Annotated in this window: 14 protein-coding genes and 1 riboswitch; of the genes, 6 read left to right on the plus strand and 8 right to left on the minus strand. The window is 71.9% G+C overall.

The features are described from left to right. Positions 1-57: 57 nt before the first annotated feature. The 4 genes from ABZY31_RS24865 to ABZY31_RS24880 all read right to left on the minus strand — a co-directional run bounded on the left by ABZY31_RS24865 (position 58) and on the right by ABZY31_RS24880 (position 4,817). Positions 58-1,557, minus strand: a complete 1,500-nt coding sequence (locus tag ABZY31_RS24865) for a glycoside hydrolase family 3 protein (RefSeq protein WP_356413934.1) — start codon at positions 1,555-1,557, stop codon at positions 58-60. 6 nt (positions 1,558-1,563) lie between these two features. Then, positions 1,564-2,328, minus strand: a complete 765-nt coding sequence (locus ABZY31_RS24870; protein WP_356414054.1) for a carbohydrate ABC transporter permease — start codon at positions 2,326-2,328, stop codon at positions 1,564-1,566. A 119-nt stretch (positions 2,329-2,447) separates the two neighbouring features. After that, positions 2,448-3,455, minus strand: a complete 1,008-nt coding sequence (locus tag ABZY31_RS24875; protein WP_356413937.1) for a sugar ABC transporter permease — start codon at positions 3,453-3,455, stop codon at positions 2,448-2,450. Positions 3,456-3,527: 72 nt separating this feature from the next. After that, complete coding sequence (locus ABZY31_RS24880) at positions 3,528-4,817, minus strand: extracellular solute-binding protein (RefSeq protein ID WP_356413940.1); 1,290 nt, start codon at positions 4,815-4,817, stop codon at positions 3,528-3,530. A gap of 291 nt (positions 4,818-5,108) precedes the next feature. Between ABZY31_RS24880 and ABZY31_RS24885 the strand changes: the two genes are divergently transcribed. From ABZY31_RS24885 to ABZY31_RS24910, 6 genes are all read left to right on the plus strand, one after another. Continuing rightward, positions 5,109-5,873: a GntR family transcriptional regulator gene (locus ABZY31_RS24885; protein ID WP_330332537.1), complete on the plus strand. Its 765-nt coding sequence runs from the start codon at positions 5,109-5,111 to the stop codon at positions 5,871-5,873. A 245-nt stretch (positions 5,874-6,118) separates the two neighbouring features. Beyond that, positions 6,119-8,323 carry a carbon starvation CstA family protein gene (locus tag ABZY31_RS24890; RefSeq protein WP_356413943.1) on the plus strand — a complete coding sequence of 735 codons (2,205 nt, stop codon included), beginning with the start codon at positions 6,119-6,121 and terminating at the stop codon, positions 8,321-8,323. After that, positions 8,320-8,517: a YbdD/YjiX family protein gene (locus ABZY31_RS24895; RefSeq protein ID WP_356413946.1), complete on the plus strand. Its 198-nt coding sequence runs from the start codon at positions 8,320-8,322 to the stop codon at positions 8,515-8,517. Before ABZY31_RS24890 ends, ABZY31_RS24895 begins: the two co-directional genes overlap by 4 nt. Before the next feature lie 309 nt (positions 8,518-8,826). Further along, a riboswitch (cobalamin riboswitch) is annotated at positions 8,827-8,976 on the plus strand. 163 nt (positions 8,977-9,139) lie between these two features. Continuing rightward, positions 9,140-11,524 carry a ribonucleoside-diphosphate reductase subunit alpha gene (locus ABZY31_RS24900; RefSeq protein ID WP_356413949.1) on the plus strand — a complete coding sequence of 795 codons (2,385 nt, stop codon included), beginning with the start codon at positions 9,140-9,142 and terminating at the stop codon, positions 11,522-11,524. Then, on the plus strand, positions 11,524-12,552 hold the full coding sequence (locus tag ABZY31_RS24905; RefSeq protein ID WP_356413952.1) for a ribonucleotide-diphosphate reductase subunit beta: 1,029 nt from the start codon (positions 11,524-11,526) through the stop codon (positions 12,550-12,552). Before ABZY31_RS24900 ends, ABZY31_RS24905 begins: the two co-directional genes overlap by 1 nt. 195 nt (positions 12,553-12,747) lie before the next feature. After that, positions 12,748-12,873 (plus strand): hypothetical protein, encoded by a 126-nt coding sequence (locus ABZY31_RS24910; RefSeq protein ID WP_356413955.1) that lies wholly within the window; start codon positions 12,748-12,750, stop codon positions 12,871-12,873. Between the two features lie 82 nt (positions 12,874-12,955). Here the strand turns inward: ABZY31_RS24910 and def are convergent, their stop codons facing one another. From def to ABZY31_RS24930, 4 genes are all read right to left on the minus strand, one after another. Beyond that, positions 12,956-13,591 (minus strand): peptide deformylase, encoded by a 636-nt coding sequence (def, locus tag ABZY31_RS24915; protein ID WP_356413958.1) that lies wholly within the window; start codon positions 13,589-13,591, stop codon positions 12,956-12,958. A gap of 57 nt (positions 13,592-13,648) precedes the next feature. Then, entirely contained in the window at positions 13,649-14,635 is a 987-nt protein-coding gene (locus ABZY31_RS24920) for a hypothetical protein (RefSeq protein WP_356413961.1), read from the minus strand. Between the two features lie 102 nt (positions 14,636-14,737). Next, positions 14,738-16,138 (minus strand): HD domain-containing protein, encoded by a 1,401-nt coding sequence (locus ABZY31_RS24925; RefSeq protein WP_356413964.1) that lies wholly within the window; start codon positions 16,136-16,138, stop codon positions 14,738-14,740. Then, positions 16,135-17,634 (minus strand): HD-GYP domain-containing protein, encoded by a 1,500-nt coding sequence (locus ABZY31_RS24930; RefSeq protein WP_356413967.1) that lies wholly within the window; start codon positions 17,632-17,634, stop codon positions 16,135-16,137. Before ABZY31_RS24930 ends, ABZY31_RS24925 begins: the two co-directional genes overlap by 4 nt. Positions 17,635-17,764 lie beyond the last annotated feature (130 nt).

Here is a 17,764-nt window from a genome sequence, read left to right on the forward strand (position 1 = left end):
GCCGGGCTCCCGTGACGGGAGCCCGGCCTTTCGCGTACGCGGGGAGGGTGTGCCGGGTCAGGCCCCCGCGATGACTTCCGCCGCGGCCCGCCCGCAGACCCGCGCCGCGCCGTGCGTCTCGATGTACAGGGCGCCGCGCGCACGCTCCCGCGGCAGGCCCATCTCGACGACGACCGTGTCGGGCCGGGCCGCGACGAGCGCGTCCAGGGCCGCGGCCATCCACGGGTGCCGGTGGGCGTCGCGGACCACGGCGACGACCGTACGGGCGCCCGCCGCGGCCAGGATCTCCCCGGCCGGGGCGTCCTCGCCGTATTCGCCCGAGGCGGTGCCGGGGTCCAGTTCGGCCAGGGCCGCCGCCACGCCCCAGGGGGTCTCGTCGCCCACGGCCATGTTCGGGGCCGGGGCGAGCGTGGCGACGTACGGCGCGGTCACGGGCGCCCGGGTGCCGGTGACCCGCAGGGCCCGGCGGGCCGCTTCGAGGCCGATGCCGGGCGCGCTCCCCTCCTCGGGCGCGCCCGGCCGGGCGGCCCGCCGGGCCTCCCGGGCCTGCCGGGTCCAGGTGGCCAGCGCACGGACCCGGGCGGCGGCGTCGGCGAGCCGCTCCTCGGGGAGGGCGCCCTCGCGGACGGCCTCGACGAGCGCGTCCCGCAGGGAGAGCACGGTCGCCTCGTCGCAGAGGCCGCCGCCGACGCAGATCGCGTCGGCGCCCGCCGCGATGGCGAGCACCGTGCCGCGCTCGATGCCGTAGGTCCCGGCGATGGCCTGCATCTCCATGCCGTCGGTGATGATCAGGCCCTCGTAGCCGAGTTCCTTGCGCAGCAGGCCGGTGAGGATCTGTGGGCTGAGGGTCGCGGGCCGGGCCGGGTCGAGCGCGGGCACCAGGATGTGCGCGCTCATCACGGCCTTGGTCCCGGCGGCGATGGCGGCCTTGAAGGGCACCAGTTCGCGGGCGTAGAGGGTGTCCAGGTCCGCGTCGATGCGGGGCATCGCGTGGTGCGAGTCGACGTTGGTGTCGCCGTGCCCCGGGAAGTGCTTGGTGCAGGCGGCGACTCCGGCGGCCTGGAGCCCCTCGACGTAGGCCGCGGTGTGCCGGGCCGCGAGACCGGTCTCGGCGCCGAAGGACCGTACGCCGATGACCGGGTTGTCCGGGTTGGAGTTGACGTCCGCGGAGGGGGCCCAGTTGAGGTCGACCCCGCACTCGGCCAGGCGGCGGCCCAGCTCGTGGGCGACGCCGCGGGTCAGCCCGGTGTCGTCGACGGCGCCGAGGGCCAGGTTGCCCGGGAAGGAGGAGCCGCCGCGGACCTCCAGGCGCGTGACGTCGCCGCCCTCCTCGTCGATCGCGACGAGGACGTCGTCCCGCACGGCCCGCAGCTGCGCGGTGAGTGCGGTGAGCTGCTCGGCCGAGCCGATGTTGCGGCCGAAGAGGCCGACGGCGGTGAGCCCTTCGCCGACCAGGCGCAGCACCCATGCGGGGGCGCTGGTGCCTTCGAAGCCGGGCTGGAGGACCGCGAGCGCGTCACGGGTGAGCGTGTCGGTGCGGTGCGCGAGGACAGTCATGGGCCGTTATCCCTTCACAGCGCCGGCGGTGAGACCCGCGGCCATCTTCCGCTGGACGACGAGGAACAGCACGACGATCGGCAGCGCCATCATGGTGGAGCCGGCCATCATCGGGGCGAACTCGGTGCCGTGCTTGGTGGTGAAGTTGCCGAGCCAGACGGTGGCCGTCTGATTCTGCTGGCTCATCAGCATCAGCGCGTAGAGGTACTCGTTCCACGCCTGGATGAAGGCGTAGACGGAGGTGGCGACCATGCCCGGGGCGAGCAGCGGGAAGACCACCCGGATGAAGGCGCCGGTCGGCGTGCAGCCGTCGACCATCGCCGCTTCTTCCAGCTCCTTCGGGATGTTGACGATGAAGCCGCGCAACGTCCAGACGGTGAAGGGGAGGATGAAGGTCAGGTACGTGATGATCAGACCGGTGAGCTTGTCGTACTGACCCAGGTCGTTGAGCAGCAGGAAGACCGGGATGATCATCGCGACCAGCGGGATCATCTGCACGGCGAGGATGCCGACGATGACGGCCTTGCGGCCGCGGAAGGCGAACCGGGAGATGGCGAGGGCCGCCAGCATGCCGACGACGATCCCGATGACGACCACGACGCAGGAGACGATCAGGCTGCGGCCGACCGGGCCCCAGAAGTCGGAGATCTCCAGGGCGCGCTTGAAGTTCTCCAGCGTGAAGGTGGTCGGGAAGAACTTGGGGTGCGGGTCGATCGCGTCCTTGTCCGGCTTGAAGGCCGTGTTGAGCATCCAGTAGACCGGGAAGCCCATGACGACGAAGACCAGCAGGCCGCCCAGGTTCCAGCCGAGCCTGGACTTCTTCCGGTTCCGCTTCGGCTTCGGCGTGCGGGGTGCGGCGGACGGGGTCGCGGCGGGCGCGGTGGCGGCGGTCATTCCACCTCTCCGATCTTGAGCATCTGGCGCATGTAGACGGCGACCACTCCGAGCAGCAGCAGGACGGTCACCAGGGCGATGGCGGAGCCGCCCGAGTAGTCGTTGACCACGAAGGCCTGCTGGTAGGAGTAGGTCGTCAGCAGCTGGAACTCGGCCTCGGGGTTGCCGTTGCGCATGACGAAGACCTGCGGGAAGACGCCCATGTCCCAGATCACCGAGAGCGTCGTCAGCATGACGAGGATCGGCTTCAGGATGGGGAGGGTGACGTGCCGGAAGACGCCCCAGGCGCCGGCGCCGTCGAGGCGCGCGGCCTCCTCCAGCTCCTTGGGCACCTGCGTCAGGCCCGCGCTGAGGGTGATGACCACGAAGGGCACCGCGCCCCAGACCACCAGGAGCATGATCACCGCGAGGCCCTCGGGGCCGCTGGCGAACCAGTTGTGGCCGATCATGTCCACGCCGGGGAGCTTGCTCAGCATGTAGTTGAGGACGCCGTAGCCGGAGTCGAAGAGCCACTTGAAGACGGCCGTGGCGACGATGATCGGCATGCCCCAGCTCGCCACGAGCGCGATGTTGACGAGGGCCTTGACCCAGCCGGAGACCTTCTGCAGCAGCAGCGCGATCAGCATGCCGATGACCATCGTCAGGATGACGGCGCCGACCGCGAAGATCACGGTGCGCAGGACCACGGTCCAGAAGACCCCGTCGCCGAGGAACTTCGAGAAGTTGTCGAAGCCGACGAACTCGGCTTCCTTGAACCCCCAGAGTTCGGACTTGCCGAAGTTCTGGAAGGAGAGGGACACCAGCCTGTAGAGCGGGTATCCCATGACGAGCGCGATGACCAGCAGGCACGGGGCGAGCAGCAGCCAGGGGGTGGCGCCGGGGCCCTTGCGGGGGCCCGTCCTGCCCGTCTTCCCCGGCGTGCCCGCGTTCCCTGTCTTCGCCGCGGTCGAAGGCTTCTGCCCCGCGGGCGGCAGATCGGCGGTGGTTGTCTGTGCGGCACTCATCGCGTGCTCCTCGGGGGTCCCTCTCTTGACGGGCAGCAGGGCCCCGCCGTCGCGGCGGGGCCCTCCTTCAGGTCACTTGGTGTTGATGACCTTGTCGATCGCGGCGTCGGCGTCCTTCGCCGCGGCCTCGACCGTCTTCTTGCCGGTACCGATCTCCTGGAGCATGGTCTGCAGGAGCTTGCCCTTCTCGACCTGGCCCCAGCCCGGAGCGGTCGGGACGAACCAGGAGGACTCGGCGGCGGTGGCGGAGACCTGGGTCTTCGGGTCGGCCTTGAGCGGGGCGAGGTCCGTCTTGTTGTTGGGCAGGTTGCCCTTGGCGATCAGGCCCTTCTGGCCCTGCGAGCCGGTGAAGACGTTGATCCACTCGGCGGCGATGTCCTTGGCCTTGGACTTGGACGGCACCGCGAGGTCCGAACCGCCCAGGAAGACCGGGAGGGCCTTGCCGTTCGGGCCGGGCATCACGAAGGTCTCGACCTTGTCCTTCAGGCCGCCGACCTTGTCGTTCTTCGGGGTGGCGGCGTCGGCGCCCTCCCAGCCGGCGGAGAAGATCGCGGCGGCGTTGCCCTGGCCGAACACGACCGGACGGTCGGACTCGTCCTTGGTCTTGTCGGCGTGCATGTACTTGTCGAGGAGCTCCTTGTACTGCTTGAGACCCTTCAGCGACTCGGGGGAGGACAGGGTCGCCTTCCACTTGTCGCCGTCCTTCTTGGCGATGGTGCCGTTCGCGTCGTAGACGAAGGACATCGCGGCGTACCAGTCCGGCGAGGGCTGGTAGAGGGCGCTGAACTTGTCGCCCTTCGCGGTCTGGATCTTGTCCAGCGCACCGGTCAGTTCGGCCCAGGTCTTCGGCGCGGCGGTGACGCCGGCCTCGGCGGCCAGGTCCTTGCGCCAGGTGCCGACGCGGCCACCGGCGTAGTAGGGAACGCCGTAGTTCTTGCCGTCGTACGTGACGGATTCCTTCAGGGCGTCCAGCCAGGCGGCGGAGTTCTCGAACTTCGACGCGTCGAGTTCGGAGAAGGCGCCGGTCGCCATGTAGCCGATCATCTCGGAGTTGCCCATTTCGACAACGTCCGGGGCCTTGTCCGTGGCGAGCACGGCGTCCAGCTTGGCGTTCTTGTCCGGCCAGCCGTAGTACTCGTGCTTGACCGTGAGACCCGGGTGCTTCGCGACTATCGCGTCGTCGGCCGCCTTCACCAGCTCGGGCCAGTTGTTCTGGGCGTCGACCGTCAGCCAGACGGTGAGCTCCTTGGCACCCGAAGCCTTGTCGGTCTCGGTGCCCCCCTTGCTGTCGGAGCCACCGCACGCCGCCAGGCCGATAACCATGCCCGCGACTCCAACCGCCGCGATGAGCTTGCGCTTCACGCCACCCTCCTCAGGGATGCTGCCTGCACTTCCCCTTGCCCGCCGCGGCGACATACGCGAAGTACTGCACGTGGGGCCGGGATCTGATCCATATTGGTTTAGACCAGTAGTCGGAGCTTGGCCTAGACCTTTAGGGGTGTCAAGGGTCTAATGAGCGGGTGCTCGGTCCGTTACCGGACCGACACCTCAGGTGGGGGCGAGGCCCGCCCCGCGGCCCGTGTCACGATGTGACCGCACATATCGGAGGAGCCGGTGACGGCAGCGAAACTGGAGTCGGGAAGGCGGGCGGCGATGGCCACCGAAGGGGCGACCACGGAGCCGGAAGGCGGGGCAGCCACTCGCACGGCGCGGGTGCCCAAGTACTACCGGCTCAAGCGGCACTTGCTGGACATGACGGAGACCCTGCCGCCCGGCACCCCGGTACCCCCGGAGCGCACCCTGGCGGCCGAATTCGACACCTCCAGGACCACGGTCCGCCAGGCCCTCCAGGAGCTGGTGGTCGAGGGACGGCTGGAGCGCATCCAGGGCAAGGGCACCTTCGTGGCCAAGCCCAAGGTCTCCCAGCCGCTCCAACTCTCCTCGTACACCGAGGACATGCGGGCGCAGGGCCTGGAGCCCACGTCCCAGCTCCTCGACATCGGCTACGTGACGGCGGACGACACCCTCGCCGGACTGCTCAAGATCACCACCGGTGGCCGGGTGCTGCGCATCGAGCGGCTGCGCCTGGCGAGCGGCGAGCCGATGGCCATCGAGACCACGCACCTTTCGGCCAAGCGCTTCCCCGCGCTGCGCCGCTCGCTGGTCAAGTACACCTCGCTCTACACCGCCCTCGCGGAGGTGTACGACGTCCGGCTCGCCGAGGCCGAGGAGACCATCGAGACCTCTCTGGCCACGCCGCGCGAGGCGGGGCTGCTGGGTACGGACGTGGGCCTGCCGATGCTGATGCTCTCCCGGCACTCCCTGGACGCCGACGGCGAACCCGTCGAGTGGGTGCGCTCGGTGTACCGCGGCGACCGCTACAAGTTCGTGGCCCGCCTCAAGCGGCCGGCGGTCTGATTCCGGCCGGGAACGCGGCTCTCCCGCGCGTTCCCGGTCCGCGCTCCGCCGCACGTCCACGCCCTGCGGCCAGGCCCCCGCCATGCCGCCGGCCATCGTTATACGTTCGAGGCCCCGCGGCGTCGACCCGCCCCGCGAACCGTAGTTGACTCACGTACCGCTATGCGGACGGGGGCTTTCGTTCACCGGGTGGTCCCCGTAGATTCCCTGCGCGCGCGCAGATGATCGACGAGGGGACGAGGATCATGCCGGAAGCTGGACCCGAAGCAACCGCCGGGCGGTCGGGAGGCGGGGGGCTCACCCCCGCGTCCATCGCCGTCTGGGCCGCCGTCGCCCTCGTCGGCGCCGTCGGCTGGGGCGTGCTCGCCCTCTCCCGCGGCGAGGAGATCTCCGCCGCCTGGCTGCTCGCCGCCGCGCTCGGCTCGTACGCCATCGGCTACCGCTTCTACGCGCGCTTCATCGCGGACCGGGTGCTGAAGGTCGACAAGACCCGCGCCACCCCGGCCGAACGCCTCGACAACGGTGTCGACTTCCACCCCACCGACCGCCGGGTGCTCTTCGGCCACCACTTCGCGGCCGTCGCAGGCGCCGGCCCGCTGGTCGGCCCGGTGCTCGCCTCGCAGATGGGGTACCTGCCGGGCACCATCTGGATCGTCGCGGGCGTGATCTTCGCGGGCGCGGTCCAGGACATGGTGACCCTGTTCTTCTCCACCCGGCGCAACGGCCGTTCGCTCGGCCAGATGGCCCGGGACGAGATCGGCCCCGTCGGCGGCGCGGCCGCGCTGGTCGCGGTCTTCATGATCATGATCATCCTGCTGGCGGTCCTCGCCCTGGTCATCGTCAACGCGCTGGCGGACTCCCCCTGGGGCGTCTTCTCCATCGGCATGACCATCCCGATCGCCCTCTTCATGGGCTTCTACCTGCGGGTGCTGCGCCCGGGCCGGATCACCGAGGTCTCGCTCATCGGCGTCGCCCTGCTGCTGCTCGCCATCGTCGCGGGCGGCTGGGTCGCCGACTCCTCCCTCGCCGACGTCTTCACGCTCGACAAGGAGACGCTGGTCATCTGGATGGTCGGGTACGGCTTCCTCGCCTCGGTGCTGCCGGTGTGGATGCTGCTCGCCCCGCGCGACTACCTCTCCACCTTCATGAAGGTCGGCACCATCGCGCTGATGGCCGTGGGCGTGGTCATCGCCCTGCCGACGCTGAAGATGCCCGCCGTCACCGACTTCGCCACCCGCGGCGACGGACCGGTCTTCGCCGGCTCGATGTTCCCCTTCGTCTTCATCACCATCGCGTGCGGGGCGCTGTCCGGCTTCCACGCGCTGGTCTCCTCCGGCACCACCCCGAAGATGATCCAGAAGGAGACCCAGGTCCGGGTCATCGGCTACGGCGCCATGCTGACCGAGTCCTTCGTCGCGATCATGGCGGTCATCGCCGCCTGCATCATCGAGCCGGGCCTCTTCTTCGCGGTGAACGCCCCCAGCGGCCGGATCGGCACCACCGCCCTGGAGGCCTCCCAGGCGATCGGCGGCCTCGGCTTCTCGATCACCCCGGACGCGCTGACCCAGGCGGCCAAGGACATCGGCGAGACCAGCCTGCTCTCCCGCACGGGTGGCGCGCCGACCTTCGCACTCGGGATGTCGGAGATCTTCTCGTCCGTGGTCGGCGGGACCGCGATGAAGGCGTTCTGGTACCACTTCGCCATCATGTTCGAGGCCCTCTTCATCCTGACCACGGTCGACGCGGGCACCCGGGTCGGCCGGTTCATGCTCCAGGACACCCTGGGCAACCTGCACAAGTCCTTCAAGGACGTCAGCTGGAAGCCGGGCGTCTGGTTCGCCAGCGCGGTCGTCGTCGGCGGCTGGGGCTACTTCCTGTGGGTCGGCGTGAAGGACCCGCTGGGCGGCATCAACCAGCTCTTCCCGCTCTTCGGCATCGCGAACCAGCTGCTCGCCGCCGTCGCCCTCGCCGTCTGCACCACGCTGCTGGTGAAGTCGGGCCGGCTCAAGTGGGCCTGGGTGACCGCGGTCCCGCTGGCCTGGGACGTGGCCGTGACGCTCACCGCCAGCTACCAGAAGATCTTCTCCGACGACGCGACGATCGGCTTCTTCGCCCAGCGCGACAAGTACCTGGCCGGGATCGAGGCGGGCAAGGTGCTCAAGCCCGCCAAGACCATGGACCAGATGCACACCGTGGTCACCAACGCCACGGTCGACGGGGTCCTCTCCGCGGTCTTCGCGCTCCTGATCGTCATCGTCCTGCTGGACGCGCTGCGGACCTGCCTGAAGGCCGTCCGCGACCCGGGGAGCGCGGAGCTCTCCGAGGTCCCGTGGTCGGAGTCGAAGATCATCGCTCCGGCCGGCCTGATCCCGACGGCCGCCGAGAAGGCGGAACTGGCCGCCGCGGGTCTGGACTCGGGCGGCGGCCGGGTCAAGGAACCGGTGGCGTGAGCGCCGTCCGGGCGGCGCTGGGCCGGATCCGGTTCTACGTCCGCGAGTTCTCGGGCGAGAGCGCCTACGAGCGGTACGTCGCCCATGCGCGCTCCCACGACCCGCACGCCGAGGTGCCCACCCGCAGGGCCTTCGAGCGGGCCCGCACCGACGCCCGCGAGGCGGACCCCCGCGAGGGCTTCCGCTGCTGCTGAGGAGCCACCGCGAACCGGAGGCCGCCGGATTCCCCGACCGGGAACCCGGCGGCCTCTCGCGTGGGACGGGCCGTCGGCGGCGGGGTCCCGGTCGCCGGCCTCCGGCCGCCCCCACGGCCTCGCCGGGGGACCTGTCCGAGCCCGCCGGAGGGACCGCCGAGGGGCCCTGCCGGGGGCCACGGGGCCTGCGGGAGCCGCCGGACCAGCCGGGCCCCGGAGGGTGCCGGGGCGCCCGTACCGGCCGTCCTCGCGCCGCCGCATCGGATGGAGTTGTAGCCGCGCCGACACAACATGTGGGGGTCGCGCAACGAGCGGCCCCCACATGTATGCTCGTGCTCGCTGTCGCCGCAGGGGAATCCGGTGCGAATCCGGAACTGTCCCGCAACGGTATGAACTGCACCCAACCACCCATTGGTGCTGCCGCAAGTCCGAGGACCTGCCGACAGTGCGCCCGGACCGACCGGTCCGGACGCCGATACGTCCGGGCCTCGCGGTTGGGCCGGTGGACGCCGTGTGGAGACGCGCCGAGCCCTGCCCCGGGCCCGCACGTCCGTGCCCGCCCGGCAGCCCCCTCGCCCCGCCCCGTGAGTCGTCCGGAGCCGAGCGAGGGAGAGCCCCCCACGTGACCATCGCGCCTGCCGCACCGCGCGCCGAGTCCGCCCAGCCCGAGGCCACCGAGGGTCCCGGCGCCGCGCTGCTGCGCACCCTCACCGACCTCACCGCCGACCTGGCCGACACCGACCCCGGCCGGGTCGCCGCCGCCGCGCTGCGGGGCCGCAGCTCCGTGGCCGACGAGGCCGAACTGCGCGGCCTGGCCACCGAGGCGGCCGCCGGCCTGATCTCGGAGGACCCGGCGTACTCCCGGCTGGCCGCCCGTCTGCTGACGCTGACGATCGCGGAAGAGGCCGCGGGCCAGGGGGCCACCTCCTTCTCGGCGTCCGTCGCAGTCGGTCACCGCGAGGGCCTGATCGCGGAGCGCACCGCCGCGTTCGTCGCCACGCACGCGACCCGGTTGGACGCGCTCGTCGAGCACGCGGCCGCCGAGGGCGCCGACGACCGCTTCGGCTTCTTCGGTCTGCGCACCCTGCACAGCCGCTACCTGCTGCGCCACCCGATCACCCGCCAGGTCGTGGAGACCCCGCAGTACTTCATGCTGCGCGTGGCCTGCGGCCTCGCCGCGGACGAGAGCGTCCAGGCCGTCGAGGAAGTGGCCTCGCTGTACCGGCTGATGAGCCGCCTCGACTACCTGCCCTCCTCCCCCACGCTCTTCAACTCCGGCACCCGGCACCCGCAGATGTCCTCGTGCTACCTGCTTGACTCTCCGCTCGACGAGCTGGACTCGATCTACGACCGCTACCACCAGGTCGCGCGCCTCTCCAAGCACGCCGGCGGCATCGGCCTCTCGTACTCCCGCATCCGCGCCCGCGGTTCGCTGATCCGCGGCACCAACGGGCACTCCAACGGCATCGTGCCGTTCCTCAAGACCCTCGACGCCTCCGTCGCCGCCGTGAACCAGGGCGGCCGCCGCAAGGGCGCCGCCGCCGTCTACCTGGAGACCTGGCACGCGGACATCGAGGAGTTCCTGGAGCTCCGCGACAACACCGGTGAGGACCAGCGCCGCACCCACAACCTGAACCTCGCCCACTGGGTGCCGGACGAGTTCATGCGCCGCGTGAACGCCGACGCCGACTGGTCGCTGTTCTCCCCGGCCGACGTGCCGGAGCTGGTCGACCTGTGGGGCGACGACTTCGACGCCGCCTACCGCAAGGCCGAGGCGGACGGCCTGGCCCGCAAGACCATGCCCGCCCGCGACCTGTACGGCCGGATGATGCGCACCCTCGCGCAGACCGGCCAGGGCTGGATGACCTTCAAGGACGCCTCCAACCGCACGGCCAACCAGACCGCCGAGCCGGGCACCGTCGTCCACTCCTCGAACCTGTGCACCGAGATCATCGAGGTCACCAACGACGGCGAGACCGCCGTCTGCAACCTCGGCTCGGTCAACCTCGGCGCGTTCGTCCTCGCCGAGACCGGTGAGATCGACTGGGAGCGGCTGGACGAGACCGTCCGCACCGCCGTGACCTTCCTCGACCGCGTGGTGGACATCAACTTCTACCCGACCGAGCAGGCCGGGCGTTCCAACGCCCGCTGGCGTCCGGTGGGTCTGGGCGCGATGGGCCTCCAGGACGTCTTCTTCAAGCTGAAGCTGCCCTTCGACTCCCCCGAGGCGAAGGCGCTGTCCACCAAGCTCTCCGAGCGCATCATGCTGGCCGCGTACGAGGCCTCCTGCGACCTCGCCGAGCGCAGCGGCCCGCTGCCGGCCTGGGAGCAGACCCGCACCGCCCGCGGCGTCCTGCACCCGGACCACTACGCGACCGAGCTGAACTGGCCGGAGCGCTGGGACGCGCTGCGCGCCCGGATCGCCGAGACCGGCATGCGCAACTCGCTGCTCCTCGCGATCGCCCCGACCGCGACGATCGCCTCGATCGCGGGCGTGTACGAGTGCATCGAGCCGCAGGTCTCCAACCTCTTCAAGCGCGAGACCCTCAGCGGTGAGTTCCTCCAGGTCAACGCCTACCTGGTGGCCGAGCTGAAGAAGCTCGGCGTCTGGGACGCGCAGACCCGCGAGGCGCTGCGCGAGGCCAGCGGTTCGGTGCAGGGCTTCGGCTGGATCCCCGCCGAAGTGCGCGCGCTGTACCGCACGGCGTGGGAGATCCCGCAGCGCGCCCTGATCGACATGGCGGCGGCCCGTACGCCGTACCTCGACCAGTCGCAGTCGCTGAACCTGTTCCTGGAGACGCCGACCATCGGGAAGTTGTCCTCGATGTACGCGTACGCCTGGAAGCAGGGCCTGAAGACCACGTACTACCTGCGCTCGCGCCCGGCGACGAAGATCGCCCGCGCCGCGCAGGCCGCCACCCCGGTGGCGCTCCCGCAGGCCGACGCCGACGCCGAGGCGCTCGCCTGCTCCCTTGAGAACCCCGAGTCATGCGAGGCCTGCCAGTAATGAGTTCCCCCCACAAGAGCGCGGCCGAGAAGAACCTGCTCGACCCGGGCTTCGAGCTGACCCTGCGTCCCATGCGCTACCCGGACTTCTACGAGCGCTACCGGGACGCGATCAAGAACACCTGGACCGTCGAGGAGGTCGACCTCCACTCGGACGTCGCCGACCTGGCGAAGCTGACGCCCGGTGAGCAGCACATGATCGGCCGCCTCGTCGCGTTCTTCGCGACGGGTGACTCGATCGTCTCGAACAACCTCGTGCTGACCCTGTACAAGCACATCAACTCGCCCGAGGCGCGGCTGTACCTGTCGCGCCAGCTGTTCGAGGAGGCCGTGCACGTCCAGTTCTACCTGACGCTGCTCGACACCTACCTCCCCGATCCGGACGACCGCGCGGCGGCCTTCGACGCGGTCGAGGAGATCCCCTCGATCCGCGAGAAGGCGCAGTTCTGCTTCAAGTGGATCAACGAGGTGGAGAAGCTGGAGCGGCTGGAGACGCAGGCCGACCGCCGCCGCTTCCTGCTGAACCTGATCTGCTTCGCGGCGTGCATCGAGGGCCTGTTCTTCTACGGCGCCTTCGCCTACGTCTACTGGTTCCGCTCGCGCGGTCTGCTGCACGGTCTGGCGACCGGCACCAACTGGGTGTTCCGGGACGAGACCATGCACATGAACTTCGCCTTCGAGGTCGTGGACACGGTCCGCAAGGAGGAGCCGGAGCTGTTCGACGACGCGCTCCAGCAGCAGGTCGTCGACATGCTGAAGGAGGCCGTCGACGCCGAGCTGCAGTTCGGCCGCGACCTGTGCGGCGACGGCCTGCCGGGCATGAACACCGAGTCGATGCGCGCGTACCTGGAGTGCGTCGCGGACCAGCGCCTGGTCCGCCTCGGCTTCGCGCCGGTCTACGGCGCCCAGAACCCGTTCTCCTTCATGGAGCTCCAGGGCGTCCAGGAGCTGACCAACTTCTTCGAGCGCCGCCCGTCGGCCTACCAGGTCGCGGTCGAGGGCACCGTCGACCTGGACGAGGACTTCTAGGACGAGGACGCCCGGTCCGCCGCCCGCGGCTCCGGCCGGGCCCCGCACCCCGCGGGGCCTGACCGGATTCCGCCGGTCGTTTGGCCCGTTCCACCCCCACCCGTCAACGCAGGCTGACGTACGGTGGGGGCCACCCGGCCAGAGCCCGCCGCACAGCGCTCCGGCCGGCCCCGCAGTCGACCCACAGGGGTTTCCATGTCTCGTACGCTCCGCATGCTCACGGCCCTCGCCTTCACCGCCCTGATGCTCGGCGGTACGGCGGCCACCGCCTCCGCCACGGACACCGGCTGGACGATCATCGGCCACGGGTCGCGCGGCTGACCCGTCCGCCGCACGTGCGAAGGCCCCGCTCCTCTTCCCGGAGCGGGGCCTCGCGCGGTTGCCTCGTACTGCCTTACGGGTCCTACGGGTTGGGCACCGTCTCGTAGCGCGGGGTGCCCTCTTCCATCTGGCGCAGCGCGTCCTTGCGGTCGCGCTTGGACAGCCGGTCGATGTACAGGTACCCGTACAGGTGGTCCGTCTCGTGCTGGAGGCAGCGCGCGAAGTAGCCGGTGCCGCGCACCTTGATCGGGTTGCCCTGGGCGTCCTGGCCCTCGACCTCGGCGTAGTCGGGGCGGGCGAGGGAGGCGTAGGCGGTCGGGACCGACAGGCAGCCCTCGTTCGAGTCGTCCAGCACGCGCGATGCGGCGGGCAGTTCGACCAGCCTCGGGTTCACCACGACACCGGTGTGGCGGTTGCCGTCGTCGTCCGGGCAGTCGTAGACGAAGACCTTGGCGTCCACGCCGATCTGGTTCGCGGCCAGGCCCACGCCCTCGGCGGCCTTCTGGCTGGCGAACATGTCGTCGATCAGCCGCGCCAGCTCGTCGCCGAACTCGGTGACGTCCTTGCACTCGCGGTGCAGGACCGGGTTGCCGACCACGGTGATCGGACGAGCGGTCCCGCGCTCGCGGTGGGCCAGCTCACGCTCCGCACAGTCCTCGGTGTCCACGACGTACCCGTCGTTCACGATCTCGACGACCTCGTTCTCCTGCTGCGCCATGTCCGCCGTACGCCTTCCCTAAGTCACCGATGTGCCGGTACAGCCTACGGCCCCCGGTCAGCAGACTTCTTCGAGATCGCGCCACTCGCGGCTGTCCGGACTGTCCGCGACCCATCCGTCGAGCAGTCCGCGCACCAGTCCGGGCGGGGCCGCGATCCCGCACTCGCGCTCGGGCACCCACAGGGAGCCCGATCCTGTCGTGCGGTGGCCCAGCGGACCGGGGTGCCCGGGCTCGCTGTGGTCGTGCGGATCGAGCTGGTCCCCGTCGCCCTCGCCGCTCGGCATCTCGCTCTCCGAACAGGTCCGGCACAGCAGCCGGACCGAGGAGGACCAGTCCTCGGCGGCGAAGCCCGCGTCCGAGGCGAGCTGCTCCAGGGCGTCGCGGTCGGCCTCGGTGGCCGCTTCCAGCAGCACCACCCAGGTCGGCACCGGCGAGGGCGCCCACAGCTCGATCTCGTCGAACACCGGGAAGGAGGGGCCGGCGGAGGTCACGCGCTCGCCGTGCGGAACCCCGTCGTGCAGGACGACCTCGCCCCAGCGCCGCCCGGAGGAGGGCAGCGGGATCGAGAGGACTTCCATCCGGGCCGGGTCCAGCCTGCGGCCCCAGACCACCTCGGCCTCGCCCTCGGGCGAGAGCCGCACCGCGGCGCTGCCTAGCTCCATGCCGACGGGCTCACCGGAGCCGGTGGCCTCACCGGGCACCTTCAGCCCGTACGCCTGCCAGGCGCGGCGGGCCAGCGGCCAGTCCTGGAGGGCCGTGGCGGCGATGCCCACGTTCCACCAGTCGGGAGCGCCCGACTCGCGGTCCAGCAGGGCCACGGCGCGCAGCCCGGCGGCCCGCGCCTGCTCCCAGTCGTGCCGGAACTTGTGCAGCAGGGCCAGGTTGAACCAGGACTCGGACAGCCAGGGCTCCAGGTCCGCCGCTCTGGTGAGCAGCGCACCCGCGTCCTCGTACCGCCCGTCGCCGATCAGCGTGAACGCGCGGTCGGTGGCCTGCCGCCACGAGGCGGACGGCCGATGCCGTACCTTCCCGAAGATCCTCACGATTCCCGCCTGCCGGTCCAACGATGCAACAGTGCAGCCTTGCGGACACTCTCACTTCGCATCCAACCATGCCCACGGATACGGGCGCTCATTACCCATGGGTTACCCAGGTCGGCCAGGTACAACTCTGGCACGTCCGCCGCGCCCCCGCGCATCCCGTTCCGGCCGCTCCAGGCACGCACCATCGCGCCTCGAAGCGCTCCGCCGCAGCACGCGCGCGAGGCACTCGACGACCTCGGGATGGTGGTCGCGGGCCGTGCCGAGGCGCAGCCGCTCCAGGGCGGCCAGTGAGCCGCCCGGGTGACGGTCCCCGCCCACCAGGTCGTCGTAGGCGTTGGCGGTCCGCACGATGCGGGCCAGGACCGGCTGGTCGCGGTAGGGATCGGCCTGGCGTTCGACGACGACCGCGACCTCGGCGGGCACCCCGGTCTGGCGGGCCACCTCCCCGCCCAGCGCGGCGATCCGGCGGGCCTCGGCGGCGGGCAGCGCGGCGGTGGCACCGGCCGGGACGGGGTCGACCAGGGAGAGCTGCCCGATGTCGTGCATCAGGGCCGCGTACTCCAGCACGGTCAGCTCCCGCTCGGAGAGGCCCAGCTCGCGGCCGACGGCGCAGCTGAGGCCGGCGACCCGGCGGGCGTGCCCGGGGCGGGTGTACCCGGCGATCTCGGTGGCCCGGGCCAGGGAGGTGATCGTCTGCCGGTAGGTGGTGCGGACGGCGTCGATCCGGCGGAAGGACATCTGGGTGAGCAGCAGGGGCACGCTCAGGACGGGCAGCGCCCACAGCCCGGCGACCGCCACCCCGAGGGACATCACGACGCCGGTGGCGCAGATCGCGGACCCGGCGCCGGGCAGCGCCCGCAGCTCGTCCCGCAGCAGTGGCCCGTACGGCCACCCGGTGCGCAGTCCCACCAGCGCGGCGGCGAGGACCGCGTCGCACAGGGCGGTGAGGCCGAGCAGGAGGAGCAGGAAGAGGACCAGGTACGGGCCCTGGCCGACCAGCTGCTCCAGCCGCCCGGAGTTGTAGAGGGGCTGGAAGCAGGCGGCGGCGAAACCGACGGTGAGGACCCGGCGGGCCACGTGGTCGAGGACGGGCCCGCGGCCGCGGGCGACGTGGACGGCGATCCCGGCGAGGGCGGCCGCGACGACGACCGCGACGGTCTGGAGCACGCCGTGGTGGGTGGGCGCCCCGGCGCTCTGCCCGAGCAGCGCGTAGGCGAGGGCTCCGGCGGAGCCCAGGGGGGCGGGATGGCGGTCCCCGGCGCGCGGGTGCCCGCCGGGGCCGTGGGGGGCGTGGGCGTCCCGCGCGCCCGGGAGGTCCCGGGAGCCGCGGGGCTCGCTGGAATCGCCGGAATCTCGGCGGGCCAGTTCGCCGAGGGTGATGAGGATGCCGAAGCAGAGGGCGGTGCCGGGGTCGCGCACGCCGTGCCACAGGGTGTCCCCGAGCGCGGCCAGGGTCAGCGCGGCGGCGGCCGCGCGGAGGGCCCCGGCCCCCCGGACCCTCACCCCCGGCCCCCGGCCGGTCCCGTGCTCCCGGCCGGGCCGGCGCCGCGGGCCGCAGGTCCCGTGGCACCGGACCGGCCGCGGGGCTCGCCCTGGGCGGGCAGCCCCGACAGGCCGGGCGGGCCGTCGCGCAGCTCGGGGGCGGTGGGCGGCCCGGGCGCGGGCACCGGCGCCGGTGGGGTCCGCGGGATGACCTGGAGGTGGTCGTCGGAGGTGACCACCGGGTGCCAGCCGTGCCGTCCGATCGCGCGGACCAGGGCCCCCACCATGACCGGGTCGAACTGGGCGCCGGCGCAGCGCTCCAGCTCGCCCAGCGCGGTCGGCACCGGCCGGGCCCGGCTGTAGGAGCGGGTGGACGTCATCGCGTCGAAGGCGTCGGCCACCGCCACCACGCGGGCGGGCACCGGGATCTGCTCACCGGTCAGGCCGTAGGGGTAGCCGGAGCCGTCCACCCGCTCGTGGTGGTGCAGGATCGCGGCCCGGGCCTCCCCGAGGAAGCCGATGCCGCGCACCATCTCGTGGCCGTACTCCGGGTGGAGTTCGATGATCCGGCGCTCCTCCGGGGTCAGCGGTCCGTCCTTGCGCAGCAGCCGGGTGGGCACGCCGAGTTTGCCGACGTCGTGCAGGATCCCGGCGATCCGCAGCACTTCCATGCGGTCCTCGGCCATGCCCAGTTCGCGGGCGATCATCGCGGAGGCCTGGCCGACCCGCTCGCTGTGGCCGCGCGTGTAGCGGTCCTTGATGTCGACGGCCTGGACGAGGGCGCGGATGGTGGCCTGGTGGGCCGCGCGTTCGCGGTGGTACTGGGCGAAGACCCAGCAGGAGATGTACATCGGCAGCAGCACCAGCAGCGCGGCGGGCGGGCCGTACGGGCTGCGCCACATGACGGCCATCATCAGCCCGGCCAGGCCGTGCACGCCGTGCGGGCCGAGCGAGCGGGCGAGCGGCCCGCGCCAGGCGCTCGCCGCGGGCCGCCGCTCGGCGGCGGCCAGGACGCCCGCTTCGAGGGCCGTGAGCACGAGGCAGAACACGACGGCCGCGGCGGCCGCCGGCAGGAGCACGTGGGGGAAGTCCGCCACCCGGCCCGCGGGCCCCGCTCTGCCCGGCGCCGCGTGGCCGCCCAGCAGCCCGTACACCTCTCCCGCGGCGCGGGCGGCCAGTGCCTGCTGGGCCGCGTGCCACACGCGGCGCACCGCGGCGGGCCGCTGGAGCACCCTCCCGGCGAGCGCGCCCGGTACGGCGACCAGGGCGGCGGCCGGGGGCGGCAGCAGGAAGACGGCGGCGAGGACGACGGGGAAGAAGGACCCGATGCCCGCGGACGTCTGCGCCCCGGGCCCGGGGCGCAGCTGCGCCAGCTCGCAGGCGAGGTAGAGCCCGCCGAGCGCGGCGACGGTCGCCCACGGCGCGCCGGAGCGCGGCGGCGCGGGCAGGAGGCAGGCGAGGGCCCCGAGGACGGCGCAGAGGAGGTAGACGCGCGCCGCCGGCGGAAGTACCCGCATGGCGCCCTCCTCCCCGGTGCCTTCGAACCGGGTACGGGATCGCACCCGTACCGGAAGGGGAGAATAGGCGGGGGCCCGTGCGGAGGGGGCCGGATTGTCCCGTTGGGCTGTCCGGGCGCCCCCGGATTAG

The organism is Streptomyces sp. NPDC006529, assembly GCF_040611795.1.
Lineage (GTDB): Bacteria > Actinomycetota > Actinomycetes > Streptomycetales > Streptomycetaceae > Streptomyces.